Raw genomic sequence first — 25729 nt, 5'->3', positions numbered from 1 at the left:
CATGTTTGACGCTGTGAATGATTAGATATTCGCATAATAAACTTGGATGATCTATTCGGGAGCGCTAGGGTATTGGCCTAGTTGGTAGGAGATAGGCATTGGCAGAGTTTTACACCGTCCGTCACGGACAGGCCTCATACGGCGCCGCAGACTACGACAAGCTATCCGAGCTCGGCATGCGCCAGGCGCGCTGGCTGGGTGAGCACTGGCAGGCCGCGGGTATGCAGTTCGACCGCATCCTCTGCGGCAGTCTGCTGCGCCACCGGGAAACCGCGCAGGGCATCTGTACGGGGATGGCGCTGGATGCCGGTCAGGTGCAGATCTGCCCCCAGTTGAATGAATTCGACTTTCACAGCCTGCTGCAGAGGTACGGCGAGCACGACCCACAGTCGGTGCCAAAAGCGGGTGCCGGCAAGCCTGAATATTACCGCTTCCTGAAAAAAGCGATGCTGGCCTGGGCGGCTGGTGAGATAAACGGTTCGGAATCCTGGCAGGAGTTCGAGCAGCGTATCGAGGACGCGCTGGGCCTGATCGGCGACAGCCCTCGCGGCAGCAGGACACTGGTGGTCAGCTCCGGCGGCGCCATTGCGATGATGGTCCGCCAGGTGCTCGGTGCCCAGGCGGAGACCGTAATCAAACTCAACATGCAGATCAAGAACACGGCGGTGAGCCGCTTCTTCGTCGGCGCCGACAGCTTCAGCCTGCACAGTTTCAATCACGTGCCGCACCTGGAACACGAACAGCGGCACGAATTCATTACCTACAGCTGAGAATAACTTAATAAAGGCGGCTAACCATGGAATTCGAATACTCAGACAAGGTGAAAGTACTGCTCGAGCGCCTGCAGCGATTTATGGCTGACTATGTCTATCCCGCGGAGCAGACATATCACCAGCAACTGCAGGAAGACCGTTGGGGTGAGCCGCCAATAATGGTGGGGCTGAAAGCCAGGGCGCGCGAGGCCGAGTTGTGGAACCTGTTCTTGCCGGATCCGCGTTTTGGTGCCGGCCTTTCGAATCTCGAGTACGCGCCGCTGGCCGAGGAAATGGGCAAGGTGCTGTTCTCCTCGGAGATCTTCAACTGCAGCGCGCCGGATACCGGCAATATGGAGGTGTTGGCACAGTACGGCGATGCAGAGCAGCAGGCGCGCTGGCTGCAGCCGCTGCTGGCCGGTGAAATCCGCTCGGCATTCGCGATGACTGAACCGAAAGTCGCCTCTTCGGACGCCACCAATATCGAAACTTCGATCGTGCGCGACGGCGATGACTATGTCATCAACGGCCACAAGTTCTACATCAGTGGCCTGATGAACAAGCGCTGCGAAATCATGATCGTGATGGGGAAATCCGACGCGGACAATCCGAATCGCTATCAGCAGCAGTCACAGATCCTGGTGCCCACCAATACGCCGGGCGTCAAGATTGTGCGCCCGATGACCGTGTTTGGCTACGATGATGCGCCGGAAGGTCACGCGGAAGTGATTTTTGACAATGTGCGCGTACCGGCAGGCAATCTGATCCTTGGAGAGGGGCGCGGATTTGAAATCGCCCAGGGGCGCCTCGGCCCGGGCCGCATTCATCACTGTATGCGCCTGATCGGCCAGGCCCAGCGTGCGCTGGAAATGATGGCCAAGCGCGCGGAGCAAAGGGTCGTATTCGGCCGGCCGATGATCAAGCAGCAATCCGTGCGTGAAGATATCGCGAAATCTGCCTGCGAAATCGAGCAGGCGCGCCTGCTGACCCTGAAAGCCGCGGACCAGATGGACAGGTACGGTAACAAAGCAGCCAAGGATCTGATCGCGATGATCAAGATAGTGGCGCCGCAGATGGCGTGTACCGTGATCGATCGCGCAATCCAGATTCATGGCGCCGCCGGACTGAGTCAGGATTACAACCTTGCGCAACACTATGCCTACGCGCGCACCATTCGCCTGGCGGACGGGCCCGATCAGGTCCATATGATGCAGCTGGGCCGTAACCTGGCCGCGCGTTACGGCGCCGAGCAGTAAACTGGAGGCGACGATGACCACAGAGGCTGTGTCAGAAAAGAAGGATGCTGTAGAGCAGTTGCCAGTGGAAGTATTGGCAAAATATCTGGCTGCGCATATCGAAGGATTTAGTGGGCCGCTGGCGATCAGCAAATTTGCCGGCGGGCAGTCAAACCCGACGTTTAAATTACAGGCTGCGTCCGGGACCTATGTACTGCGTCGGCAGCCGCCGGGCAAGCTGTTGAAGTCTGCCCACGCGGTGGACCGCGAGTTCCGTGTCATGCAGGCGCTCGCGGGCAGCGACGTGCCGGTACCGCGCGTACTGCACCTGTGCGAGGACCGCGACCTGATCGGCTCGATGTTCTACGTGATGGAATACTGCGATGGTCGCATCTTCTGGGATGCGGCCCTGCCGGAACTCGACAACACCCAGCGCGGTGCCTGCTACGAAGAAATGAACCGCGTATTGGCGGCACTGCACAGTGTGGATCTGGAGGCCGCCGGGCTGATCGATTACGGCAAACCGGGAAACTATTTCGAGCGGCAGTTCGATCGCTGGCAGGGTCAGTACCGGGCCTCCGAGCTGAAGCCCATCGAGGCCATGGACAAACTGATCGACTGGCTGGCCGGCGCCTTGCCTGAAGACGATGGCCGATTGTCCCTGGTACACGGCGATTACCGCCTCGACAACATCATGTTTCACCCGACGCAGAGCCGCGCCATTGCCGTGCTCGACTGGGAACTCTCGACCCTGGGCCACCCCTTTGCCGACCTCGCTTATCAGTGTATGCAGCTGCGCATGCCAGCCAATGCCGGGAATATTTCCGGGCTGATGGGGAGGGATCGCAGCGCACTCGGTATTCCTTCCGAGCAGGACTACGTCGCCCGTTACTGTGAGCGGATGGGAATCGCATGTATCGACAACTGGGCTTTCTATCTCGCGTTCAGCTTTTTCCGCCTGGCGGCCATCGTCCAGGGTGTCGCCAAGCGCGCTCACGATGGCAATGCATCGAGTAAGAATGCGGCGCAGGTCGGTGCCTTTGTCGAACCGCTGGCGCTGATGGCACTGGACGTGATTGACAAAGAACATTGAACATCAAAACTTAGTGAGGAAAAAATCATGGCAACGAATCTTTTTGACCTGACCGGCAAGATCGCACTGGTGACTGGTGCGAGTCGCGGTATTGGCGAGGCCATCGCCAAGCTGCTGGCGGAGCAGGGCGCGCATGTAATGGTTTCCAGCCGCAAGATCGAGGGCTGCCAGGCGGTGGCGGACGCTATTGTCGACGCTGGCGGTTCTGCGGAAGCGGCTCCCTGTCATATCGGCAATATGGAAGAGATCGAGCGGGTGTTCGGCGAGATTCGCCAGAAACACGGCCGCCTGGATATCCTGGTCAACAACGCCGCTACCAACCCTTATTTCGGCCATATCCTGGATACGGACCTCGGTGCCTTCCAGAAGACCGTCGATGTCAATATTCGCGGCTATTTCTTTATGTCCGTTGAGGCGGGCAAGCTGATGCGGGAGCAGGGTGGCGGCTGTATCGTGAACACTGCATCGGTCAACGCGCTGCAGCCGGGTGTCGGTCAGGGGATCTACTCCATTACCAAGGCGGCCGTAGTGAATATGACCAAAGCCTTCGCCAAGGAGTGTGCGCAGTTCAATATTCGCGTCAACGCGCTGCTGCCGGGCCTGACCAAGACCAACTTCGCCGGTGCTTTGTTTACTCACGAAGAGATCTACAACACCGCAATCGGCCACATTCCGATGCACCGCCATGCGGAACCGGAAGAAATGGCCGGTACCGTTCTGTACCTGGTTTCTGACGCCTCCAGCTATACCACCGGCGAATGCGTCGTGGTCGATGGCGGCATGACTTCCTGCGGGGGTATCTGACAATGGATCCGATTCTCGATTTTACCGGTAAGGTCGCCCTGATTACCGGGGCATCCAGCGGTTTCGGCAAGCTGCTCGCGCGCGAACTAGGTGAGCGCGGAGCCAAACTGGTGCTGGGCGATATCAATGAAACGGATCTGATGACCCTGGCGGACGAGCTCGGCGGTGCCGGCATCGAGGCGCGCGCGCGCCGTTGCGATGTCTCCTCCGAGCGAGACTGCGCCGCGCTGGTGGAGCTGGCGCAGGCGGAATTTGGCGGGCTGGATATTGCAGTAAACAATGCCGGTATTGCGCCGCCGATGATGTCCGTGGAAGAGACCAGCGAGGCGGAGATGGATCGTCAGTATAACGTCAACACCAAGGGCGTACTGTTTGGTCTCAAGTACCAGCTTCCGTTGATGAAGCAGAGCGGTGGCGGTGCAGTCCTCAATGTCTCCTCAATGGCCGGGCTCGGCGGTGCGCCGAAGATCTCCTCCTATGCGGCGGCCAAGCATGCGGTCATCGGGTTGACGAAAACCGCTGCCATGGAAAGCGCCAAATACGGTGTGCGGGTCAACGCAATCTGTCCTTTCTTTACCTTGACGCCAATGGTGACTGATATCGAAACTCCGGGGGTGAGCCAGCAGGACTTCCAGGCGTCCCTCGCTTCGGGTTGTCCGATGAGGCGTCTCGGCCAGCCCGAGGAGGTGATTGCGGCGATGCTGATGCTGCTGTCGCCCAAGATGACGTACGTGACTGGGCAGGCGCTCGCTGTAGATGGTGGCATGTCCGCTATGTGATCACCGCTAAGCGCAGCATATGGCTCCGATTAGATAAAAGATAATAACCAGGAGTACGAAATGCCAACACTGATTCCGCGCGACAGGATTGGGGACTTTGTCGGTTTCGAAACCGAGCCCACCGGCTGGCTGCATATAGATCAGCACCGGATCGACGCTTTTGCCGAATGCACGCTGGATCGGCAGTTTATCCACGTCGATCCGGAGGCGGCCAAGCTTACGCCTTTCGGGAGTACTATCGCACACGGTTTTCTGACTCTTTCGCTGCTGTCCCATTTTGCCGAGCAGCTGCAGATTGGTATCGAAGGTGTGCAGATGGGGGTCAACTACGGCCTCGACAAGGTGCGCTTTATCAATCCGGTCAAGGTGGACAGCAATATCAGGGCTCGTACCAGAGTAATGGGTATACTGGAGAAGAAACCGGGTCAGTACCAGCTGAAACTGGAAGTGACCTTGGAGATCGAAGGTGAGGAGAAGCCAGCATTGATAGCCGAATGGCTGGTAATGCAATTCGTTTAGCGGCTCGACAAGGGAGCAGGCGAGACGGGTAAAGATTGGGCGGGCGCGGCTGCTGCAGGACAGGAAATGTAGCCCTGTATCGATATGCAGCATTGTGCTGAGCCGGCAGTCGGCTTAGTCGAGGCGGCCTGAGTAAATCGCTATAAAGAACAGTGTCGGAGCTACCGTTGGTTTTACTCTGAGACAGCGTCTCGCCAGCGCTAGCGCCCGCTTGAGGTGTTTGGAGAGAACTATGCGCGCATTGATCTGCGAAGAATATGGCTCTGCGGAATTGCTCGTCATCGCGGAGTGGGAGCTTCCGGAGCTGAAAAGCGACGAGGTGTGTATCGACGTTCGTGCAGCGGGTATCAACTTTCCTGACTCGCTGATGATCGCGGGCAAGTACCAGGTAAAACCACCGCTGCCGTTTGTCCCCGGTGGCGAATGCGCCGGTGTGATCAGCGCAGTCGGTGACAAGGTGAAGGATTTCAAGGTCGGCGACCGGGTCATCGCCATGCCGGGTATGGCGGCATTTGCCGAGAAGGTCAATGTCAAAGAGCACCTGCTGGTGCCTATGCCCGACAAGCTCAGCTTCGAGCAGGCGGCCGGTTTCTGCATCACCTATGCCACCTCTTACTACGCCCTCAAGCAGCGCGCGGCGATTAAGAAAGGCGAGACGCTGGTCGTGCTCGGCGCTGCCGGTGGCGTAGGTGTTACCGCGATTCAGCTGGGAAAGGCGATGGGTGCCCGGGTGATAGCCTGTGCCTCGACGGATAAAAAACTCGAATTCTGTAAAATGGTCGGTGCGGACGAACTGATTAACTATTCGACAGAGAACCTGAAAGAGCGCATCAAGGAATTGACCAATGGCCGCGGCGCCGATGTGATTTTTGACCCGGTGGGTGGTGATTTCACTGAGGAAGCCTATCGCTCGATTGCCTGGTCCGGACGCTACCTGGTGATCGGATTCGCTTCTGGCGATATTCCCAAGCTGCCAATGAACCTGCCGCTGCTGAAGGCCGGCGACATCATGGGCATTTTCTGGGGAAGCTGGGCGCAGCGCGATCCGGAAGCCAATCTGCGGAATTTTGCCGAGCTGCTGCAGATGGTGGAAGAGGGCAAACTGAATCCGCTGACAACCGAAATCTATCCGTTCGAGGAATATGTGCAGGCATTCGCCGCCATTACTGAGCGGCGTGCACGCGGCAAGGTGATTTTTACACTCGGCTAGTGGTCTGCGAGGCATTCGGCCCGCAACGGAATAATCTGGTGCAAGCTCCGGTTCACGCGCGAAAGCCGCTGTTGCTACAGTGCTTCAGGGCAATAGCCGACAGTGTGCACGCGCTTTGCTTTCCAGGTCGCGAGGCAATTTTTCCCTGATGGAGCCTCGCTGCTGCTGACGCCACTGGTTACAGAGTTCTATGTAACTGCCGGCATTCACCTGGCTGCGCAACTCAAACCACGGATCGATACCCTGTGCCGGCTGCGACGGCTTGTGCTGCCAGTTGCGCAGTGGATGTTGCTGTGCACCATTTGTCGATTGCAGCCCCGGTGTCAGGGCACCGAGGTATTGCGCCGGGTGCATCAACAGGACCAGGACCGCGATTGCCGCACAACTGCTGGCTGCCTTGGATAGCCAGCGGTTATCTGAACGGACTGGTTTGAACTGTCGAGCCTGTAGCAGGATCTTGTCGTCCAGGGTGACCGGGGAGGTAATGCTAGCTACTGCGTCCCGGTATTGGCGCTCCCAAACACTCATATAGTTACCTCTTCTACCTCTTCGATTCGCCAGGGTCGTCTGTGTGAACCATGGATAATTTCTTCGAGTCTTTCCTTGCCTTGGTGATAGAGTTCACGGCATTTCTTTAGTGATAGTTTTTCGATGTCGGCTACCGTCGCGAGCGGCAGTTCGCACTCCATATGTAGCAGCAGTATGTTGCGTTCAATTCTCGGCAATTGCTGGATACCCGCGAGCAGCTTGTTGTCCTGCATCGGGGCCGGTTGCGACGAGTCAGGATCCTGCCCCGCATAGTTGCGCAGTAAACTGTTTGTGCGGATAAACAGCCAGCTGCGGAGCCGGCGGCCGTGGAGCTGTGGTGGACTCTCAAGCAGGCTGCTCCACAGCGCTTCCAGTACGCTGTCGGCACCGGTGAGGTTCATCTGTGTGCAGTAGCGGTAGAGGCTGTCTTTGTAGCGCGCATAGAGCTGGCGGAATGCGTTGGGACTACGGGTAGAGTGGTAGTACTCGAGCAACGACTCGTCATCCAAGTGATGAAAATCCTTCCACGACACTGTATCGCGCCTCCGTGCGCTGCGAATGCCGGCTCGAACGGCTGGGTAGCGAGCTTTCTTTATGATCTAGTGATGCTGCCGACTGATCATGGCCACGACACAAGGTCGCGCTCCTAAGTTCGCGGATCTTCCTTAACCCGCTCACCCTTTCCCTTGCCGGCAAACTTTTCTTGTTGGTGCTGGCCGGGTTTTTCGGGGCGACGCTTTTTTCTACTTGCCAGGTAGAGTGTGGCCAGCCCCAGAAGAAATTCATCGACAAATGGCAGCAGGTCCGGGATAAACAAATCCACCAGGAAAATCGCGCAGATCCACTTGAATAACTGCGGGTGCTCCAGCCTCTGGGCGTAACTCAGGAACCAGCCAACGAGGGCACTGGGCAGCACTCTTTTCATCGGCCTGCTCTTATCTGTCGGTTCTGGGATTATAGTCGGCGGGGCTACCGGACTCCGGCGGATGGGTATGGGGCGACGCCAGATTTACTGACTGGTACGTGTTCAGCGGTTTGCAGGGAAATCCTGACGTTAAGCGGACAGGCGCTTCCACTCGGGCAGTGGCAGGGGCAGCTGTTCCGGACCCAGTTCGGCGCGTAAATCCCTGAGTTTCACCCCAACACCAAGCAGGCGGATGGGGGCGGGGCGCCTGTCCCAGCACTGCTGCAGCAGCTGCCTGAATTCAGAAATGCGGCCGGCGTGGCTGGCCCGTTCCTGGGTGCTGATGGAAAAGTCACCGTATTTTACCTTTACCGTGGCGCCGTTGATCTGATAGCGCGGATCCAGGTTTTCGAGCCGTTCGAGCAGTCGCATATACAGCGCAGTGAGCTGTTCCAGCCACTCTTCCTGGGTGCACAGATCCTCGCTGAAGGTACGCTCGACACTGACGCTCTTGCGGGAGCCATCGCCGTTAACCGGACGCTCATCGACGCCGCGGCACAACTCATACAGGCGGCGGCCGAATTTACCAAAGGCCTTGGTCAGTTCAATTTGGGAAAAACGGCGCAGATCCGCACAGGTGCGAATACCCTGGCGGTGCATCTTTTCCGCCGTCACGCGGCCCACGCCGTGAATCTTCGCCACCGGCAGGCGCAGTACGAATTGGTCGACGGCTTCCGGAGTGATTACCGTGAGACCGTCGGGTTTGCGCCAGTCACTGGCGATTTTTGCCAGGAACTTGTTCGGTGCCACACCCGCGGAAATAGTAATGCCCAGTTTGTCGTGTACGCGCCGGCGGATCTCTTCGGCAATCAGTGTCGCGCTGCCGTGACAGCGGCTGCTGTCACTGACATCCAGAAAGGCCTCATCCAGGGATAGAGGTTCTATAGTCTCGCTGTATTCCAGAAAAATATCGCGGATCTGAGCGCTTACCTCCCGATATTTTTTCATGTTACCGGGTACTACAATCAGATCAGGACAGAGTTTTTTCGCCTGGGCGGTCGGCATGGCGGAGCGTACGCCGTAGCTGCGCGCCTCGTAATTACAGGTTGAGATGACCCCGCGCCGGTCGCTGGCGCCACCCACTGCCAGGGGACGACCGCGCAGATTCGGGTCGTCGCGCATTTCGACCGAAGCGTAGAAACAGTCGCAGTCACAGTGGATGATTTTTCGCATGCTGGGATTATATACAGTATCCGGGCATGGCGAAAAGTAGACTTTAGGGAAAAGAAAATTGCTGGAAACAGATTGGACAGGTGAACCATGAGCCATATTCCACTGGTGGAACGCCCCGCGGAAGATCGGGTAGAAGCGGTCTTGAGCGAAATCGAGGATGAGTTGAGCGCCGTGCCCAGCCTGTTTCTCGCCCTCGGCCATCACCCGGCGCTATTGGAGGCCATCTGGCACCAGTACAAGGCGACGATGCTCCACGGCGTGCTGTCGCCACAATTGAAAGAGGGCATGGGGCTGGTAATCTCCGCAGACAATCGCTGTGATTATGGCATCTATCACCACAGCGCCACCCTGCAGAATCTCGGTGTCGAGGCGGAGGAAGTCATGCGTATTCGCACCGATCCCAAACACCTGCATTTTTCGGAAAAGGAGCAGGCGCTGTTTGACCTGGCCCGCCATGCCAATGCCGCACCCAACGACCATAGCGAGCGGTTTATTGCGGAAGCGCAGAAACTGGGTGCCCGAGACGATGAAATCGTCGAGGCTCTGGTGGTGATGGAACTGGTGTCGGGTTCCAACCATTTTGCCGACGTGCTGGGGCTGGAGCCACACAGGGACAGGTAGTGATCGGTACGTGCAGTTCGACGCTGCATCACCGATATATACGGGATAAGCAAACCAGCGGCTTTGGCCGCTGGTTTGCCAATCGAAGGGACTGAAACCCGGGAACTCGGCTAGGGTTTTCGTATTTTTCCGAATATCAGTGCCAGCACGAACAGCACAATAAAGACGAAGAACAGAATCTTCGCAATCTCTGTTGCCGCTCCCGCGATACCGCCAAATCCGAGGACCGCGGCGATTATCGCAACTACGAGAAAGATAATTGCCCAGCGCAACATGGTAGTAACTCCCATTGTGGCTTTGGAAAGAAGGCTTCATTGAGCCCGTATCTACGGGCCACCATTTACTCCTTCTTTTGAAATGGTAGCCCAGGGTTCCAAAGTAGTAGTGTGCGGGCGTGGCAATGGCAACTCGCCGGCTGGCGCCGAGAGCATGACTAAACGGTCGACTCGGCTCGGCATTGTCTGTTAGTCAGGGGGGCCAAAAGCAGAAAAGCCGTCGGTGACGGCTTTTCGGTATCAGGTCAAATCAGGTCAAAAAGGTGCTCAGCGTTCGAGGAGCTCGAGCTTGCCCTTCTTACCGTCCCATTCTTCGGCGTCCGGCAGCGGATCTTTTTTCTCGGTAATATTCGGCCAGATTTCGGCCAGCTCCGCGTTCAGCTCAATATATTCCTGCTGGTCATCGGGGACCTCGTCCTCGGAGAAGATTGCGTTGGCGGGACACTCGGGTTCGCACAGGGCACAGTCGATGCATTCGTCGGGGTGGATCACGAGGAAGTTGGGGCCTTCGTAGAAGCAGTCCACCGGGCAAACTTCCACACAGTCGGTGTATTTGCACTTGATGCAGTTTTCCCCAATTACGAATGTCATGCTTGTCCCTCGATAATCCTACTGAGTTAGTGCCACTGATTCGGTGAGCAGCGGATTTTAGCAATTACTGGCGCGAATTGTAGTGGCTTTTCAGTTGAATTGGTTTGCTGTTTATAACCGTTTACCCGGTTCCTGTTCGGCCGTGGGCCCGGTGCCGGTCACTTTAGCAGTTGCCGCAGGGCGTAGAGTTTTTCCAGTGCCTGCCGCGGCGTCAGGTCGTCGGGATCCAGCTCTTCCAGAGCCTCCACTGCTGGATGGCTGGCGGTGCCGAACAGATCCACCTGCAGCGGTGAGCCCCCCGCGGCCGGTGACTGCGCCCCCTGCGGCGCAGGTTCGCTTGGCTCTGCCTCTGCGGGGCTGTCGATAACCGGTCTGTCACCGGCTTCCAGGGCCATCAGTCGCGTGCGGGCCTCCACCAGTACATCGCCCGGGATGCCGGCCAGCTTGGCCACCTGTAAGCCGTAACTCTTCGATGCCGGCCCCTCCTGAATGCGGTGCAGGAAGACGATGCCGTCACCGTGTTCGGTGGCATCCAGATGGATATTGGCCGCTTCAGGGCACTGGTTCGGCAGGTCGGTGAGCTCGAAATAATGGGTGGCGAACAGGGTGAAGGCGCGCACCTGATCGGCCAGGTAGTGGGCACAGGCCCAGGCGAGAGACAGGCCGTCGTAGGTGCTGGTGCCGCGGCCGATCTCGTCCATCAGCACCAGGCTGTGTGCGGTCGCGTTGCGCAGGATATTGGCGGTCTCGGTCATTTCCACCATGAAAGTGGAGCGGCCGCCGGCCAGGTCGTCGGCGCTGCCGATACGGGTAAAGATGCGATCCAGCAGGCCGATACGGGCTGAGTCCGCCGGCACGTAGCTGCCGCAGTGCGCGAGCAGCGCGATCAGCGCGGTTTGGCGCATATAGGTGGACTTACCGCCCATGTTCGGGCCGGTGATCACCAGCATGCGGCGGTCGTCGCGCAGTTCGATATCGTTGGCGACAAACGGCTCGTCCAGTACCTGCTCGACCACCGGGTGACGGCCGGCTGTGATATCCAGGCCCGGTTCAGTGCCCAGCTGCGGGCGGCACAGGCGCAGGTTGTCGGCGCGTTCGGCCAGGCAGGCGAGTACATCCAGCTGTGAAATGCCGGCGGCGGCCGTCTGCAGTTCGGCGAGTGACTGGTTCAGCTGGTCGATCAGTTCCTCGTAGAGGGCTTTCTCCCGCGCCAGGGCGCGGCTTTTTGCCGACAGCGCCTTGTCTTCGAACTCTTTTAGCTCCGGGGTGATGAAGCGCTCGGCATTCTTCAGTGTCTGGCGGCGGATGTAGTCGGCCGGTGCCTTGTCGCTCTGGCCGCGACTGATCTCGATAAAGTAGCCGTGCACGCGGTTGTAGCCCACTTTCAGCGTGGGAATACCGGTGCGCTCCTTCTCGCGCTGCTCCAGCTGCACCAGATAATCGCCGGCGTTTTCGCTGATCCCGCGCAGCTCGTCCAGTTCACTGTCGTAGCCGCCGGCGATCACGCCGCCTTCGCGAATCACCACCGGCGGGTTGTCCACCAATGCGCGTTCCAGCAGTTCCACGGTTTCCGGCCATTCGCCGATTTCCCGCATCAGTTCCTGGAGCAGAACCGCATTGGTGCTCGCCAGCTGTTGCTGGATTTCCGGGAACTGCGCCAGGGACTGGCCGAGGCGCGCCAGATCCCGCGGACGCGCAGAGCGCAGCGCCAGGCGGCCGAGAATACGCTCCATATCGCCGACCGGCTTCAGTGCGTCGCGCAGCGGCTCGAACAGATAGCCGTCGATCAGCGCAGCCACCGCGTCCTGACGGTTGTTCAGCGTGGTGAGCTGGCGCAGTGGATTGTTCAGCCAGCGGCGCAGCAGGCGGCTGCCCATCGCAGTCTTGCAGCTGTCGAATACCGACAGCAGGGTATTCTGGTCACCGCCGTTCAGATTCAGATCGATTTCCAGATTGCGGCGGCTGGCGCCGTCCAGCGCGACGGTCTCGTCGCTGCTCTCGGTCTGCAGGCTGCGGATATGGGGCAGTTCGGTACGCTGGGTATCGCGGGCGTACTGCAGCAGGCAGCCGGCGGCGACCACCGCCGCGTGCATGTGGCTGCAGCCGAAGGCCTCCAGATTGAGTGTGCCGAACTGCTGGTTCAGCAGGCGCAGCGCAGTTTCCAGCTCGAACTCCCACGGCGCGCGGCGGCGCAGGCCGGGGCGGCGTTCGATCTCGGGTGGCAGGCTCAGGTCTTCAGGTGCCAGCAGTTCCGCCGGGCTGTGGCGCTGTACCTGTTCGGACAGGGTCTCCAGGCTATCGACTTCCTGCACCACGAAACGACCAGTGGCCAGGTCCAGCAAAGCGAGGCCGAACTGGTCCCCCAGCTGGCTGGTGGCCGCCAGCAGGTTGTCGCGGCGCTCGTTCAGCAACGCCTCGTCGGTGACGGTGCCGGGGGTGACGATGCGGACCACCTGACGTTCCACCGGGCCCTTGCTGGTGGCCGGGTCGCCGATCTGCTCGCAGATGGCCACAGACACGCCGACCTTGATCAGGCGCGCCAGGTAGCCTTCGGCCGCGTGATAGGGGATACCGGCCATCGGAATCGGCTGGCCGCCGGACTTGCCGCGGGCGGTCAGGGTCACATCCAGCAGCTCCGCCGCGCGCTTGGCGTCGTCGTAGAACAGCTCGTAGAAGTCCCCCATGCGGTAGAACACCAGCTCCTGGGGGTGCTGGGCCTTGATGCGCAGGTATTGCTGCATCATCGGGGTGTGTTCGGATTTTTGTGCGGCGGCCGGGCTGGTCTTGGAATTCATTCTACTTCTGGGCTGGATTGTTATTGGCCTAGGCTAGGCATCAGCGCGGCAGAATACCAAAGCGCCTGGAAAATCACTATCTGACCATTTGGTCGAATTGGCTTCGGAGGGGGCGGGAGCCTCGGTGAGTCACTGGTTGTTTGCCGGTCTGCCGAGGAAGCCGCCGGTAATTGGCGCACCTGCCGCTGGCAATCTGTAACACGAAGGCAGCGTGTCCCGATTACGTCGCTGGGTGATTTTGCAATTCGCTTGAATCGCTCGGATCCGCAATACCGCCGGGACAAACCGAGTCACTATCGTGCTCGATTTGTCCCTGCCTCTCGCCGTATTGGTCGGCCAGTGGAGAAGTCTAGCCAGCCTGCTTTTTAGGGTGAGCTATCAGGGCGATGCCTTCGCGCTGCGCCGCTCGACATCGTAAAGCAGGCCGTGGCGGGCGGAATAGAAGTGCCAGGTGATGACCAGGCAGACAACGTAGAAGGCGAGGAAGCCCCACAGCGCGGCCATCGGGCCCCCGGTCAGCTCGATCGAGGTACCGTAAGCTTTGGGGATGAAGAAGGCCCCATACGCCGCGATCGCGCTGGTGAAGGCGATGATGGCGGCGCTCTCCCGGTCGACCTGCCGTTGTCGATCGTCCCCGGACAAACTTGGCATCAGGCGGGGGATCTCCTTGCCCATAATGACCGGAATCATCTGGAAGGTAGAAGCGTTCCCCACACCGGTGAGGAAGAACAGGGCCAAAAAGCAGGCGAAGAATCCCCAGAAGGCGCCGGCCATCTGGTTGTTCGACAGGAAGTAGATCACGCCGAAAACGGTGACAATCATCAAGGCGAAGGTCCAGAAAGTGACCCGCGCGCCGCCATATTTGTCGGATACCCAGCCGCTGCCTGCGCGGCTCAGGGCTCCGACCAGCGGCCCCAGGAACACCAGTTTGAGCGCATCCACTTCCGGGAACTGCAGCCGCGTGAGCAACGGGAAGCCGGCGGAATAGCCGATGAAGCTGCCGAAGGTGCCGGTATAGAGAATACACATCAGCCAATTGTGCTTGCGCTTGAAGATGATGGCCTGGTCTTTGAAACTGGAACGGGCGTTGGCAATATCATTCATGCCGAACCAGGCGGCGGCAGTCGATGCGATGATCAGGGGTACCCAGATGAAGCCCGCATTCTGCATCCACAACTGGGTACCCTCGCTGGTGGTCTGCGGGGCGCCTCCGACCGCGCCGAATACACCGATGGTAATCACCAGCGGCACCAGGAACTGCATCACCGACACGCCCAGGTTTCCCAGCCCGGCGTTCATTGCCAGCGCGTGCCCTTTCTCCTTTTTCGGGAAAAAGAAGGCGATGTTCGCCATCGAGGAGGCGAAGTTGCCGCCGCCGAAGCCGCACAGCAGGGCGAGGATCAGGAATATCAGGAAAGGCGTCTTTGGATCCTGGACGGCGTAGCCCATGCCAATGGCCGGGATCAACAGAGACGCGGTGGATAAGGTCGTCCACATGCGCCCACCGAAGATGGGCACCATGAAGCTATAGAAGATCCGCAGGGTGGCCCCGGACAATCCCGGCAGAGCCGCCAGCCAGAACAGCTGGGAGGCAGTGAAGTCGAAGCCGATGGCAGGCAGGCGCGCGACCACTACCGACCAGACCATCCACACCGCAAAGGCGAGCAGCAACGCCGGGATCGAAATCCACAGATTGCGACGGGCGATGGCACGACCCTTGGTCTCCCAGAATTCCGGATCTTCCGGGCGCCAGTCTTCCAGTACCTTTTCCCCGGCGGCGCTCTTCACCTCCGCAAAGGTATCTTCTACCTGTACCTCTGACGGTTCCCCAGCTATCCCAACAAGACCTTTCTCGTCGCGCCGCTCTTCCGCTTGAATGGCCAGATGCATCCACAGGAACGAGAACACCACTATGGCAAACAGGATGGCGAAGCAGCTGGTATAAATACCGGTCAAATCAAGCGCCATACCGAAAATGATCGGCAGGATAAACCCACCAAGGCCACCGATCATGCCGACAAGTCCGCCGACGGAGCCGACATGGTGCGGATAATACATAGGGATGTGTTTGTAGATCGCCGCTTTCCCCAGGCTCATGAAAAAACCGAGCGTGAACAGCGTAACGACGAATGGCCACAGCCCCATTTCTGTGCTGAAAGTGAGCGGCCCGTTCTTGGTTTGGACAATGTACTGCGTCGGCGGGTAAGAAAGCATCAGCAGCAGTACCAGAGAAAAACCGAACGTCCAGTACATGACCGAGCGAGCACCATAGCGATCGGAGAGATGGCCGCCGTAAGCGCGGAACAGTGACGCCGACAGTGAGAAGGAGGCGGCAGCCATACCGGCGGTTTTCAGATCCACTTCGTACACATCGACCAGGTAGTGGGGCATCCACAGTGCCAGAGCGACGAAACCGCCAAACACGAAAAAGTAGTAAAGGGAAAAACGCCATACCCTGATATCTTCGAGAGGCTCGAATTGTTGTGCGAAAGACGCCGGCGGTGCGCCGGACTGGCGCTGGGCAATCAGTTGCGGCTCATCCTTTGCCATCAAATAAAAGATCACGGCCATCAGCGCGAGACCTGCGGCCCAGACATATGCCACGGCGTGCCAGCCGAAAGCGACGAGGATGAAGGGCGCTACAAACTTGGTTACCGCCGCACCCACGTTACCGGCGCCGAAAATCCCCAGAGCGGTGCCCTGGAGTTCCGGCTGATACCACCGTGAAACATAGGTAACTCCGATAATAAAGGAACCGCCGGCGAGACCGATAACGAGTGCGGCCAGCAGATACATCGGGTATGTCGACACCAATGTCAGCAGCCAGGTGGCGATGGCAGTGAGCAGCATCTGCAGTGAGAAAACGATGCGGCCCCCGTATCTTTCAGTCCAAATACCGAGAAACAGGCGGGTGACTGATCCGGTCAGGATCGGCGTGGCAACCAGTATGCCGAACTCGGACTCGCTGAGGCCCAGCTCTTCCTTGATGGCGATGCCAATAATCGAGAAAATTGTCCAGACCGCAAAGCAGGCGGTAAACGCAATGGTGCTCAGAGTCAGCGCGCGTGTTTGATCGGATCTCGATACTGCGGACAAAGAATCCATGTTGACGTGTCCCTGTCGTAAGTCAGCGGCTCAAGGAATAAACAGATAAAGGGCCATTAATATGCATAGCACGGTCACTATCGCCCAGATCAGCGGCCAGGCCCGATGTTTTTCCGGCTTCACGGAGACGTTGTCCATCGGGTCGTGTCCCTGCTGATCCGGACCGTAGGTGTCGTCACGCTCGGCGTGCAGGTCCGGGTTCAAATGGGCATCCTTGGGTGGTTTTTTTTCATTCATGGTCAGGGTTCTCACTTTCCATGGACAGCGGATTGATCTGCACGCCTTCGATACTGGCGCGGCGCGCCAGTTCAACGATATAATGGGATGCGGCGTTGACCCAGGCCCGCGCTTCCAGCATGTCAAAGATTTTTTCCCGGGCCAGCTCGAAGGGCAGCGTCTGTCCGCAGATTTTTCGCTGTAGACGCAGCACATGCCAGCCAAAACGGCTTCGCACCGGGTGCTGGGCAGTGCGTCCCTCCGACAGGGTTTCGAGCGTGTCGTGCAGGGCCCGCTCCAGTTCACCGCGCCGCACCTGGCCCAGAGAGCCACCCTGTGTGGACGTGGGACAGCTGGAAAACTCCTTTGCGGCCTCGCCGAAGCGCTGCTCGTCGTCACCGAGCTCCGCGGCGAGCGCGCGGGCATGCCGCTCTGCCTCCTGCCAGCCGCTTTCGCTGTCTTCGGCGGGTTCGATCAGGATATGCGCAGCCTCAAATAGATCCGGCGTGCGGAACCGATGGAGATGGCAATCGTAGTAGCGGCGGCACTCATCTTCGAGGATTGTTGCCGGTGGCAGCTGTCGCTCCAGCAGTGCTCGCACCCTGGCGTCATCTTCAGTCTCGACGCGGTCGCCTGCGCCGTGCTCCGGTTCGGCGTCGACCTGCTGCCGGGCAGCCTCCTGCAGCAACAGCTCCCTGATTGCGAGGGCCCGCGCGGCGGACTGCCAGGCGGTGCCCGCATCCTCGGCGCGGTGGTTCTGCATCTCGCGGGCGATTTGATCTTCCGGTATTTCCACGTCATTGACGCTAACCCTGCCGAAAGAGAGCACCGGCGGGGGTTGCCTTGTTGGCGTGGCGCAACCACAGCCACCGGTCTCGCAGGCAGATGGCAGCGCGGGCTCGGAGTGGGTTTCCGGAACCACATTTACCGGTATCTCGACATAGCGTATGGCGCTGTCTTTACTCATTGCCTGCGCTCACCTTGGCGGTAGTGGTGGTTTCGCGGCCGAGCCGCCTAGAACGAACCACCTGATAGCCGGGTCGTAGCAGGTAGGCGATGGGCGCACTCCAGATATGCACCAGGCGCGAAAACGGCGTGACCAGGAACAGCGTCAATCCCAGCACAATATGCAGTTTGTAGACGAGCTGTGCATCGATGATCAGGTCGGCGGCTTGCGGATTGAAGGTGATCACCCCCTGTGCCCAGCCCATAAACAAGACCATGGCGCTGCCATCAAGGTGGTCGATGGTCCAGATGGTAGTCGCCAGTCCGAGGACCAGCTGCAACCACAGCAAAAGGAGCACCAGAATATCGCCCTTGGATGAGCTGCGTCGTATCCTCGGATCGAATAGCCGGCGGTGCAGCAGCAGACTGCAGCCTACAAATGCCAGTACACCGGCAATTCCCCCCACAACCAGCGCCATGACCTGCTTGAAACCGTGACTGATGCCGAAGTAGTCAAAAAAACCGATCGGCGTGAGCAGGCCGACAAAATGGCCGAACAGAAGAATCAGAACCCCGAGATGGAACAGGTTCGATCCCAGCATCATCTGCTTGCGGCGCAGGAACTGGGACGACTGGGATCGCCAGCTGTATTGCCCCTTGTCGAAGCGTATGATGCTGCCCACGATCAACACCGTCACGGCGACATAGGGATACCAGCCGAACAGTAGGTAATTGATAAAGCTGTTCATGTGTGCGTCTCTCAGTTATCACTGGAAGTGATGATGAGTTTGCCCGCGGCTTTAAGCTTCGCCACGATGCCACTTGCGGGCCTGTTCTGATGGGCCGCCATAAAAGTCACCGGCTGTTCCTCCCAGGTGTCATCGACGGAGGCATTCTCTGACTCCTGGTCCCGGGCGAGCAGTTCGCGCACTGCTTGCGGATCGGGCTGTTCGTCGGCCAGACAGAGCAGTACGTGGAATAAACCTGCGTAGTCTGATTGCCGCTCCTCCAACCGCTGCTTCAGGGCGGCAAATACATGCGCCGGTTGCGACAGCCAGTCACGGGCTTCGTCCATGGAGAGGCATGAAACAAACTCCAGAAACATCGGCATGAAGTCCGGAAGCTCCTCTCGTGTCATGAGAAAACCGCGCTCGACATATTCCTCGCCGAGGTCGATCATTGCCTGGCCGCGTTCGCGACCCTCCCCGTGAATATGCTCGAAAAAGTGCAGTGACAACGCGCGGGAGTTGTCGAAAAGTTCCGAGTAGTGAATTTGTAAATCCAGCAGTGAGGCACTCTCGAACCTTTGCAGCAACGGCTCCAGCTGGGCAAAACTGCCCGGGGACAGGAATGCCTCGGTCTTTATTGCCTCCCGCACTTCTGTAATATGTGCCCGCAGTGTCTCGCTGGGGTAGTCCAGCAGTTGCGCCAACGCGCGTAGAGTCCGTCTCATCAGGGAGAATCCGTGTAGGGTTTTGGTGGCATTTTTTTCGGCCCACCGAACACATCTTTGTGCTTGGTCCTGCCATGGCGTGGCTCGGTAAATCCGAATCCCACGGTGCCACGCAGGTGGTAGCTGTTCTCGTCAAACTCCCGGTGATTGGTGGGGATGACATAGCGGTCTTCGTAGGCGGCCAGCGCCATGTAGCGGTACATGTCTTCGATGGTTGCGCTGTTCAGGCCTACGTTCTGCGGGATTTTCTCATTGCTCATGCCGCCTACGGTTTTTTCGCGCATGTAGGCGCGCATTGCCAGCATACGCTCGAGCGCCCTTGCAATAGGTGCCTCGTCCCCGGCGGTCAGCATGTTGGCGAGGTAGCGCAGCGGGATCCGTAGCGACTTCACGTCCGGCATGCCGTGATTGATGGCGATCTTGCCGGCTTCGGCCGCAGACTGGATCGGAGACAGCGGTGGTATGTACCACACCATCGGCAGAGTCCGGTATTCCGGGTGCAGCGGAAAAGCCACCTCCCATTCCATCGCCATCTTGTAGACGGGCGATTTTTTCGCGGCATCGAGCCAGGCTTGCGGTACGCCATCCCTGCGTGCCTGTCGTTGCACTTCTGGATCGTTGGGGTCGAGGAAAATACTTCGTTGCGCCTGGTAGAGGTCCTTTTCATTTTCAACCGAGGCAGCTTCTTCAATCCGGTCAGCGTCGTACAACAAGACGCCCAGATAGCGGATGCGGCCGACGCAGGTTTCCGAGCAGACCGTCGGCATACCGACTTCGATCCGGGGGTAGCAGAAAATGCACTTCTCTGATTTTCCGGTGGACCAGTTGTAGTAGATTTTCTTGTACGGGCAGCCGGACACACACATGCGCCAGCCGCGACATTTATCCTGGTCAATCAGGACAATGCCGTCCTCCTCCCGCTTGTAAATGGCCCCCGAAGGGCAGGAGGCGACACAGGAGGGATTGAGGCAGTGTTCGCACAGCCGCGGAAGATACATCAGGAAAGTTTCTTCAAACTGGCCGTAGATTTCTTTTTCCACGCCGGAAAAATTGTAGTCCCTGGAGCGCTTGCTGAATTCGCCACTCAGGTCATCTTCCCAGTTGCCGCTCCACTCGATTTTGGTCAAAGCTTCACCGGTCACCAGTGAGCGGGGTTTTGCCGAGGGCTGCGCCTGCAGTTCCGGCGCTTTCTGCAGCCAATCATATTCAAAGGTGTAAGGCTCATAGAAATCGTCGATTTCCGGAAGATCCGGGTTGGCAAAAATGTTGGCGAGAAGTCGCCACTTGGAACCTGCGCGGGGCTGCAGCTTGCCATTTTTCTTGCGGATCCAGCCGCCGTTCCAGCGCTCCTGGTTTTCCCAATCCTTCGGGTAGCCGATACCTGGCTTCGACTCGACGTTATTGAACCACGCATACTCGACCCCCTCGCGGTTGGTCCATACGTTCTTGCAGGTAATCGAACAGGTGTGGCAGCCAATGCACTTGTCGAGGTTCAATACCATGCCGATCTGCGCTCGGATTTTCATCTCATGTCCCTGTACTGCTGCCGTTCAAGAGCGGTTCTCATGTCGTTTGACGGCAGTGATAATCCATCAGGTGCCGGGGCACCTGCCGCGTAGAGTCTGGGTCTGCTAGGTGTGTACTTCCTTGTCGAACCAGTTGACCTCATTCATTTTGCGCACGACGACAAACTGGTCCCGGTTGGCGCCAACGGTACCGTAGTAATTGAAGCCGTAAGCCAGCTGGCAATAGCCGCCGATCATGTGGGTCGGTTTCACGTTGATCCGTGTCACGGAGTTGTGGATGCCGCCGCGTTGGCTGGTAATCTCCGAGCCAACGGTATTCACAATTTTTTCCTGGGCGTGATACATGATGGCGGAGCCGGGCATGATGCGCTGGGAGACAATGGCGCGAGCAGTCAAAGCGCCATTGATATTGAACGCTTCAATCCAGTCATTGTCTTCGATACCCGCCTTTTCGGCATCGACCTCACTAATCCAGACCACCGGCCCGCCGCGGTTAAGGCTCAGCAGGATCAGGTTTTCCGTGTAAGTGGAGTGAATACCCCACTTCTGATGTGGTGTCAGGATGTTCAGCTGAATTTCCGGGTTGCCATTGGGGATTTTCCCCAGTACCTGCTTGACCGAGCGGGTGTCGATAGGCGGCCGCCAGGTGACAAAGCCCTCGCCAAACGCGCGCATCCAGGTGTGGTCCTGATAGAGATGCTGGCGTCCGGTCAGTGTGCGCCAGGGAATCAACTCGTGTACGTTGGTCCAGTTGGACGTATAGGAGACATGCTCGCTCTCGATGCCGGACCAGGTGGGTGAAGAGATAATCTTGCGCGGCTGGGAGACGACATCGCGGAAGCGAATTTTTTCTTCTTCCTTGCCCTCGGCCAGGTGGTGGTGGTCGCGGCCGGTACTCTTGCCCAGCGCCTGCCAGGCTTTGACGGCCACTTCGCCGTTGGTTTCCGGCGCCAGCATCAGGATGGCTTCACAGGCTTCGATGTCGGTTTCGATTTTGGGGCGGCCAGCGCATTCGCCGTCCTTGATGGTTCCATTGAGACTGCCAAGATTGGCGATCTCGGTGTCGGTATTCCAGTTGAGTCCCTTGCCGCCGTTGCCTTTTTCCTCAAGCGCCGGACCCAGGGAGATAAAACGCTGGTAAGTGGCGGGATAGTTTCTCTCTACCACCGCGACATCGGGCATGGTGCGGCCGGGTATGGGTTCGCAGTCGCCGCGCTTCCAGTCCTGCGGTTCATAGGGTTGTGCTATCTCTGCGGGGGCGTCGTGTTGGATCGGCGTCATCACCAGATCCTGCTCGACACCGAGGACCTCCGGGCAGACTTCGGAGAATTTCTGCGCAATGCTCTTGAAAATATCCCAGTCGCTGCGGCACTCCCAGACCGGGTCCACCGCGGCGGTCAGGGGGTGAATGAACGGGTGCATGTCCGAGGTGTTCAGGTCGTGCTTCTCGTACCAGGTCGCTGTCGGCAGCACTATGTCGCAGTAAAGGCTGGTGGTCGACATCCTGAAATCGATATTGACCATCAGATCCAGTTTGCCGGTGGGCGCTTCATCGTGCCATGCCACCTCCGTGGGCCGCACAACCTCGTTGCTCTCCTCGGTGCCGACGACGCCGTGCAGCGAGCCGACAAAATGCTTGAGAAAATACTCGTGTCCCTTGCCGCTGGCCCCCAGCACATTGGAGCGCCAGAAGAACATGTTGCGCGGCCAGTTCTGCGGATTGTCAGGATCCTCGCAGGCAAAAGTAAGCTCTCCGGATTTCAACATATCCGGGATGGCCTCTTTCGCAGATACGCCGGATTCCTGCAGTTTTTTGCCGACCTGTAACGGGTTGGCCTGCAGCTGTGGGGCAGAGGGCAGCCACCCCATGCGCTCTGCGCGCACGTTGTAGTCGATCATCGCATGATCCCAGTCACCCTCGGGGGCGAGCGGCGACAGGATGTCGGAAACCTTCAGCGATTCGTAGCGCCATTGGTCTGTGTGGGCATAGAAAAAGGACGTGCCGTTCATATGGCGAGGCGGGCGCGTCCAGTCCAGACCGAACGCCAGTGGCAACCAGCCGGTTTGCGGGCGCAGCTTTTCCTGGCCGACATAATGTGCCCAACCGCCGCCGGACTTACCACAGCAGCCGCACATCACCAGCAGGGAGATGATGCCGCGATAATTCATGTCCATGTGGTACCAGTGATTCAGGCCGGCGCCCACAATCACCATCGAACGGCCTTCGGTTTTCTCCGCGTTGTCGGCGAACTCGCGGGCGACATGAATGATCGCGTCGCGCTTGACACCGCAGACTGTCTCGGCCCAGGCGGGGGTGAATGGCACATCATCATCGAAACTCTGTGCGACATTGTCGCCGCCAAAGCCTCTATCCACGCCATAGTTGGCGAGGAACAGATCGAACGTCGAGGCGACACGACAAGGGCCATCTTTCAGGTCGATGGTTGCTACCGGCACATTGCGGTTGAGAATCGTATCGTGATTCGTCGCCACAAAAGTTTCCGGTGCGTCGGCACCGAAGTAGGGGAAGGCGACGGCCTCTCTGCTGTCGGTGATCCCTTCAAGGCTCAGCAGCAGTTTGGTATCGCGGCCTTGGCCGTCTTTTTCTTCCAGGTTCCACTTGCCCTGTTGCCCCCAGCGGAACCCGGCGCTGCCCGCGGGACAAACGACTCCGCCGCTGTTTTCGTCGAAGGCAACGGGCTTCCAATCCGGGTTGTTACTTTCGCCCAGTGCATCGGCAAAGTCGGCGGCTCGCAACAGGCGGTCCGGTACCAGGCGACCGTCGCGTTCAGCCAGTTTCACTAAGAAGGGCAGGTCGGAGTAGCGCCGCGCATAGTCGATAAAGTAGGGCACCTGCCGTTTCACATAGAATTCGGTCAGCACTACATGGCCGAGGGCGAGTGCCAGTGCGGCATCTGTTCCCTGTTTGGGATGCAGCCACAGGTCGGCAAACTTGCAGGCTTCACTGTAGTCCGGGGAGACGACCACACTCTTGGTGCCCTTGTAGCGCACCTCGCTGTAAAAGTGCGCGTCCGGGGAGCGTGTCTGGGGAATGTTGGAACCCCAGACAAGCAGGTAGCCGGAGTTATACCAGTCGGCACTTTCGGGAACGTCAGTCTGTTCGCCCCAGGTCTGGGGTGACGAGGGCGGGAGGTCGCAGTACCAGTCGTAAAAACTCAACAGCGCGCCGCCGATCAACGACAGGTAGCGGCCGCCGGCGGCGTAGGAAACCATCGACATCGCCGGAATTGGCGAGAAGCCGGCCACCCGGTCCGGCCCGTATTTTTCAATCGTGTAGGCGTTGGCTGCGGCAATCAGCTCGGTCACTTCATCCCAGTCGATGCGCACGAAACCACCGCGGCCCCGGCGCGATACCCAGCTGTCGCGGGTGGACGCTTGTTCGACGATGGTACGCCAAGCCGCAACCGGTGATTGTGTCGCGCGAGCGGCGCGCCAGGCTTCGACCAGTCGCGCGCGCACCAGCGGGTATTTCACCCGGGTGCCCGAATAGAGGTACCAGCTGTAGCTGGCGCCGCGCGGGCAACCGCGCGGTTCATGATTGGGGAGGTCCGGACGCGTGCGCGGGTAATCGGTCTGTTGTGTTTCCCAGGTGACGATGCCGCCTTTGACATAAATTTTCCAGGAACAAGATCCGGTGCAATTCACGCCGTGGGTTGAACGCACAATTTTATCGGCGGCCCAACGCTTGCGATAAGCGTCTTCCCAGTCGCGCGATTCGTCGGTGGCGATGCCGTGCCCGTCAGAGAATTTTTCGCTGCGCTGCTGAAAGAATGTAAGACGATCGAGAAAATGACTCATCGGAAACCCGTCCGTGGGAAGATGTTCTGCACATTGACTAATCAACCTAGTTTTGGCCGTGCAGCCTGTCAAATCGGTTTGTTCTGCGGGGATCTGATCCATGTGCAGGATGCGAAGTGAAGAGGAATCATACGATCGAGAGCCGTGAAGAGCGCCATTGTCTCAGCTGTTTATTTGGCAAAGGAGCGCCGCGATAGAAAAATTGTGCGGGGCTCGCGCAGCAAAGGATCAGCGCGACACAGCTCCGATCATTACTGCGCGACTGCAGCCCGTCGCGCAGACGTTGTAATTCATGCTATTGCCGGGCTGGATAGTTTTACGAGCGGCTAGCGGGTATCGGCGCGGCCGGCCTTCCGCGTGAGCCAGGTGTCGGGAAAAGACTGCCTGAGTATTTGTTCGAGTTGCACTCACTTTGCGCCAGGTAACTGCAGTTACGCGCTGCACAATCTGTTACGGGCCGCAGGCGCTATGCTTGTCCAATGTCCGAACAATCCGGGGCGCGGCCTTGGCTGAGCCGCTGGGCCGGCAGGGGGCTATTGAAAGCGTGAATACATTTGAACACCTCTCCATCACCTTCGTATTGATTCTCGTGCTGGGCGTGACCCGAATCGTCAGCGATGTGGCGGGCGCTTTTCTCCATCGCCACACTTCGCGCCTGCACTGGGTGCCGCTGGCGTGGGCACTGCTGGTGTTGGTGTGGCTGGTACAGACACTGTGGGCGATTTATGGGCTCAGGGAGTTCGAGTCGAGCTGGGATATCGTCGATTTCGTTATTCAGCTGTTGGGCGTCCTGTTCCTGTTTGCGGCGGCCTGTACCGTGGTGCCCCGGACACTGGATCAGAATCTCGGTCTGTTCGAACAGTTTCAACGGGACGGGCGCTGGGCGCTGCTGTTTCTTGCGCTTTTTTTTCTGTTGGCCATCGTCATTAATCACCGTCTTTACGGCGTCGACTACTGGTTTATCGGCAACCTGGAGGACCTGGTACTGGCGGTGATCCTGTTGATCATCCTGTGTTCCCGCAGCCACGCAAACTGGGCACTCGGCACCTGGCTTTTTATTGTCGCCACGATTGTCGCGATGCTTGTTCTGACGCCGGTTCGACATGAATAGCGTCGGGTTTTGGTGATTCCGGGGCGTAACTATCCTGCCGCCTGATTAAAAAACTGCGAGCGAGGTTTTTAGGGTTGGGATTAGGGGAGAGACGCGGCGCAGCAGATAGCGCAGGAGGTGGCGGCGGTTTGGCATGAAATTGCCGCCGGCGATGCCATCCGTGGCATCGCGCGTTTCAGATCCCATTACCGATGGGAGCGGCACGGACTGTAATC

23 protein-coding genes are annotated in these 25729 nt (G+C 58.7%); 9 read left to right on the top strand and 14 right to left on the bottom strand.

Annotated features, from left to right (window positions below):
• Positions 1-98: 98 nt before the first annotated feature.
• From BLW36_RS16835 to BLW36_RS16805, 7 genes are all read left to right on the top strand, one after another.
• Entirely contained in the window at positions 99-770 is a 672-nt protein-coding gene (locus BLW36_RS16835) for a histidine phosphatase family protein (RefSeq protein WP_091391243.1), read from the top strand.
• Between the two features lie 26 nt (positions 771-796).
• On the top strand, positions 797-2008 hold the full coding sequence (locus BLW36_RS16830; protein ID WP_091391242.1) for an acyl-CoA dehydrogenase family protein: 1212 nt from the start codon (positions 797-799) through the stop codon (positions 2006-2008).
• 13 nt (positions 2009-2021) lie between these two features.
• Positions 2022-3080 (top strand): phosphotransferase, encoded by a 1059-nt coding sequence (locus BLW36_RS16825; RefSeq protein WP_091391241.1) that lies wholly within the window; start codon positions 2022-2024, stop codon positions 3078-3080.
• A 27-nt stretch (positions 3081-3107) separates the two neighbouring features.
• On the top strand, positions 3108-3884 hold the full coding sequence (locus BLW36_RS16820) for an SDR family oxidoreductase (protein WP_091391240.1): 777 nt from the start codon (positions 3108-3110) through the stop codon (positions 3882-3884).
• Between the two features lie 2 nt (positions 3885-3886).
• Positions 3887-4663, top strand: coding sequence for an SDR family NAD(P)-dependent oxidoreductase (locus BLW36_RS16815; protein WP_091391239.1), 777 nt, complete (start codon positions 3887-3889; stop codon positions 4661-4663).
• Positions 4664-4723: 60 nt separating this feature from the next.
• A complete protein-coding gene (locus BLW36_RS16810) occupies positions 4724-5182 on the top strand; it encodes a MaoC family dehydratase (RefSeq protein WP_091391238.1) in 459 nt (152 codons plus the stop codon).
• Positions 5183-5414: 232 nt separating this feature from the next.
• Positions 5415-6392 (top strand): NADPH:quinone oxidoreductase family protein, encoded by a 978-nt coding sequence (locus BLW36_RS16805; protein WP_091391237.1) that lies wholly within the window; start codon positions 5415-5417, stop codon positions 6390-6392.
• Positions 6393-6476: 84 nt separating this feature from the next.
• Here BLW36_RS16805 and BLW36_RS16800 read toward each other — a convergent pair whose 3' ends face one another.
• From BLW36_RS16800 to dinB, 4 genes are all read right to left on the bottom strand, one after another.
• A complete protein-coding gene (locus tag BLW36_RS16800) occupies positions 6477-6920 on the bottom strand; it encodes a hypothetical protein (protein ID WP_091391236.1) in 444 nt (147 codons plus the stop codon).
• The gene (locus tag BLW36_RS16795) at positions 6917-7453 is read right to left on the bottom strand and encodes an RNA polymerase sigma factor (RefSeq protein WP_170833259.1); all 537 of its coding nucleotides are present in this window, start codon (positions 7451-7453) and stop codon (positions 6917-6919) included. The genes BLW36_RS16800 and BLW36_RS16795 overlap by 4 nt, the downstream gene beginning before the upstream one ends.
• Before the next feature lie 113 nt (positions 7454-7566).
• The gene (locus tag BLW36_RS16790) at positions 7567-7845 is read right to left on the bottom strand and encodes a DUF6116 family protein (RefSeq protein ID WP_211567243.1); all 279 of its coding nucleotides are present in this window, start codon (positions 7843-7845) and stop codon (positions 7567-7569) included.
• A 129-nt stretch (positions 7846-7974) separates the two neighbouring features.
• Positions 7975-9057 carry a DNA polymerase IV gene (dinB, locus tag BLW36_RS16785; protein ID WP_091391234.1) on the bottom strand — a complete coding sequence of 361 codons (1083 nt, stop codon included), beginning with the start codon at positions 9055-9057 and terminating at the stop codon, positions 7975-7977.
• A gap of 87 nt (positions 9058-9144) precedes the next feature.
• Between dinB and BLW36_RS16780 the strand changes: the two genes are divergently transcribed.
• Positions 9145-9678, top strand: coding sequence for a carboxymuconolactone decarboxylase family protein (locus tag BLW36_RS16780; RefSeq protein ID WP_091391233.1), 534 nt, complete (start codon positions 9145-9147; stop codon positions 9676-9678).
• A 110-nt stretch (positions 9679-9788) separates the two neighbouring features.
• Here the strand turns inward: BLW36_RS16780 and BLW36_RS16775 are convergent, their stop codons facing one another.
• From BLW36_RS16775 to BLW36_RS16730, 10 genes are all read right to left on the bottom strand, one after another.
• Positions 9789-9953 carry a DUF1328 domain-containing protein gene (locus BLW36_RS16775; RefSeq protein WP_091391232.1) on the bottom strand — a complete coding sequence of 55 codons (165 nt, stop codon included), beginning with the start codon at positions 9951-9953 and terminating at the stop codon, positions 9789-9791.
• Positions 9954-10220: 267 nt separating this feature from the next.
• Positions 10221-10544, bottom strand: coding sequence for a ferredoxin FdxA (gene fdxA / locus BLW36_RS16770; RefSeq protein ID WP_091391231.1), 324 nt, complete (start codon positions 10542-10544; stop codon positions 10221-10223).
• A 158-nt stretch (positions 10545-10702) separates the two neighbouring features.
• Positions 10703-13339 (bottom strand): DNA mismatch repair protein MutS, encoded by a 2637-nt coding sequence (gene mutS / locus BLW36_RS16765; protein WP_091391230.1) that lies wholly within the window; start codon positions 13337-13339, stop codon positions 10703-10705.
• Between the two features lie 378 nt (positions 13340-13717).
• Positions 13718-16444, bottom strand: coding sequence for a nitrate/nitrite transporter (locus BLW36_RS16760; protein WP_091391229.1), 2727 nt, complete (start codon positions 16442-16444; stop codon positions 13718-13720).
• A gap of 30 nt (positions 16445-16474) precedes the next feature.
• Positions 16475-16681, bottom strand: coding sequence for a hypothetical protein (locus BLW36_RS16755; RefSeq protein WP_091391228.1), 207 nt, complete (start codon positions 16679-16681; stop codon positions 16475-16477).
• Positions 16674-17627: a peptidylprolyl isomerase gene (locus BLW36_RS16750; RefSeq protein WP_091391227.1), complete on the bottom strand. Its 954-nt coding sequence runs from the start codon at positions 17625-17627 to the stop codon at positions 16674-16676. Before BLW36_RS16750 ends, BLW36_RS16755 begins: the two co-directional genes overlap by 8 nt.
• A complete protein-coding gene (gene narI, locus BLW36_RS16745) occupies positions 17620-18354 on the bottom strand; it encodes a respiratory nitrate reductase subunit gamma (RefSeq protein ID WP_091391226.1) in 735 nt (244 codons plus the stop codon). The genes BLW36_RS16750 and narI overlap by 8 nt, the downstream gene beginning before the upstream one ends.
• An 11-nt stretch (positions 18355-18365) precedes the next feature.
• A complete protein-coding gene (gene narJ / locus BLW36_RS16740; RefSeq protein ID WP_091391225.1) occupies positions 18366-19058 on the bottom strand; it encodes a nitrate reductase molybdenum cofactor assembly chaperone in 693 nt (230 codons plus the stop codon).
• On the bottom strand, positions 19058-20584 hold the full coding sequence (gene narH, locus BLW36_RS16735) for a nitrate reductase subunit beta (protein ID WP_091391224.1): 1527 nt from the start codon (positions 20582-20584) through the stop codon (positions 19058-19060). Before narH ends, narJ begins: the two co-directional genes overlap by 1 nt.
• Before the next feature lie 105 nt (positions 20585-20689).
• Positions 20690-24403, bottom strand: coding sequence for a nitrate reductase subunit alpha (locus BLW36_RS16730; RefSeq protein ID WP_091391223.1), 3714 nt, complete (start codon positions 24401-24403; stop codon positions 20690-20692).
• Positions 24404-24947: 544 nt separating this feature from the next.
• On the opposite strand from BLW36_RS16730, the gene BLW36_RS16725 reads away from it, so the two are divergent.
• Positions 24948-25514 carry a hypothetical protein gene (locus BLW36_RS16725; RefSeq protein ID WP_139304930.1) on the top strand — a complete coding sequence of 189 codons (567 nt, stop codon included), beginning with the start codon at positions 24948-24950 and terminating at the stop codon, positions 25512-25514.
• Positions 25515-25729: the final 215 nt, after the last annotated feature.

It is taken from the genome of Microbulbifer marinus, from assembly GCF_900107725.1.
Taxonomy (GTDB): Bacteria; Pseudomonadota; Gammaproteobacteria; order Pseudomonadales; family Cellvibrionaceae; genus Microbulbifer; species Microbulbifer marinus.
This window is presented reverse-complemented; position numbering and strand designations above follow the sequence as displayed.

Excerpts from the sequence above, each read along its gene's own strand:
- BLW36_RS16830 (WP_091391242.1), top strand. The coding sequence starts at position 797 with ATGGAATTCGAATACTCAGACAAGGTGAAAGTACTGCTCGAGCGCCTG.
- BLW36_RS16825 (WP_091391241.1), top strand. The coding sequence starts at position 2,022 with ATGACCACAGAGGCTGTGTCAGAAAAGAAGGATGCTGTAGAGCAGTTG.
- BLW36_RS16820 (WP_091391240.1), top strand. The coding sequence starts at position 3,108 with ATGGCAACGAATCTTTTTGACCTGACCGGCAAGATCGCACTGGTGACT.
- BLW36_RS16815 (WP_091391239.1), top strand. The coding sequence starts at position 3,887 with ATGGATCCGATTCTCGATTTTACCGGTAAGGTCGCCCTGATTACCGGG.
- BLW36_RS16810 (WP_091391238.1), top strand. The coding sequence starts at position 4,724 with ATGCCAACACTGATTCCGCGCGACAGGATTGGGGACTTTGTCGGTTTC.
- BLW36_RS16805 (WP_091391237.1), top strand. The coding sequence starts at position 5,415 with ATGCGCGCATTGATCTGCGAAGAATATGGCTCTGCGGAATTGCTCGTC.
- BLW36_RS16800 (WP_091391236.1), bottom strand. The coding sequence starts at position 6,920 with ATGAGTGTTTGGGAGCGCCAATACCGGGACGCAGTAGCTAGCATTACC.
- BLW36_RS16790 (WP_211567243.1), bottom strand. The coding sequence starts at position 7,845 with ATGAAAAGAGTGCTGCCCAGTGCCCTCGTTGGCTGGTTCCTGAGTTAC.
- dinB (WP_091391234.1), bottom strand. The coding sequence starts at position 9,057 with ATGCGAAAAATCATCCACTGTGACTGCGACTGTTTCTACGCTTCGGTC.
- BLW36_RS16780 (WP_091391233.1), top strand. The coding sequence starts at position 9,145 with ATGAGCCATATTCCACTGGTGGAACGCCCCGCGGAAGATCGGGTAGAA.
- BLW36_RS16775 (WP_091391232.1), bottom strand. The coding sequence starts at position 9,953 with ATGTTGCGCTGGGCAATTATCTTTCTCGTAGTTGCGATAATCGCCGCG.
- fdxA (WP_091391231.1), bottom strand. The coding sequence starts at position 10,544 with ATGACATTCGTAATTGGGGAAAACTGCATCAAGTGCAAATACACCGAC.
- mutS (WP_091391230.1), bottom strand. The coding sequence starts at position 13,339 with ATGAATTCCAAGACCAGCCCGGCCGCCGCACAAAAATCCGAACACACC.
- BLW36_RS16760 (WP_091391229.1), bottom strand. The coding sequence starts at position 16,444 with ATGGATTCTTTGTCCGCAGTATCGAGATCCGATCAAACACGCGCGCTG.
- BLW36_RS16755 (WP_091391228.1), bottom strand. The coding sequence starts at position 16,681 with ATGAATGAAAAAAAACCACCCAAGGATGCCCATTTGAACCCGGACCTG.
- BLW36_RS16750 (WP_091391227.1), bottom strand. The coding sequence starts at position 17,627 with ATGAGTAAAGACAGCGCCATACGCTATGTCGAGATACCGGTAAATGTG.
- narI (WP_091391226.1), bottom strand. The coding sequence starts at position 18,354 with ATGAACAGCTTTATCAATTACCTACTGTTCGGCTGGTATCCCTATGTC.
- narJ (WP_091391225.1), bottom strand. The coding sequence starts at position 19,058 with ATGAGACGGACTCTACGCGCGTTGGCGCAACTGCTGGACTACCCCAGC.
- narH (WP_091391224.1), bottom strand. The coding sequence starts at position 20,584 with ATGAAAATCCGAGCGCAGATCGGCATGGTATTGAACCTCGACAAGTGC.
- BLW36_RS16730 (WP_091391223.1), bottom strand. The coding sequence starts at position 24,403 with ATGAGTCATTTTCTCGATCGTCTTACATTCTTTCAGCAGCGCAGCGAA.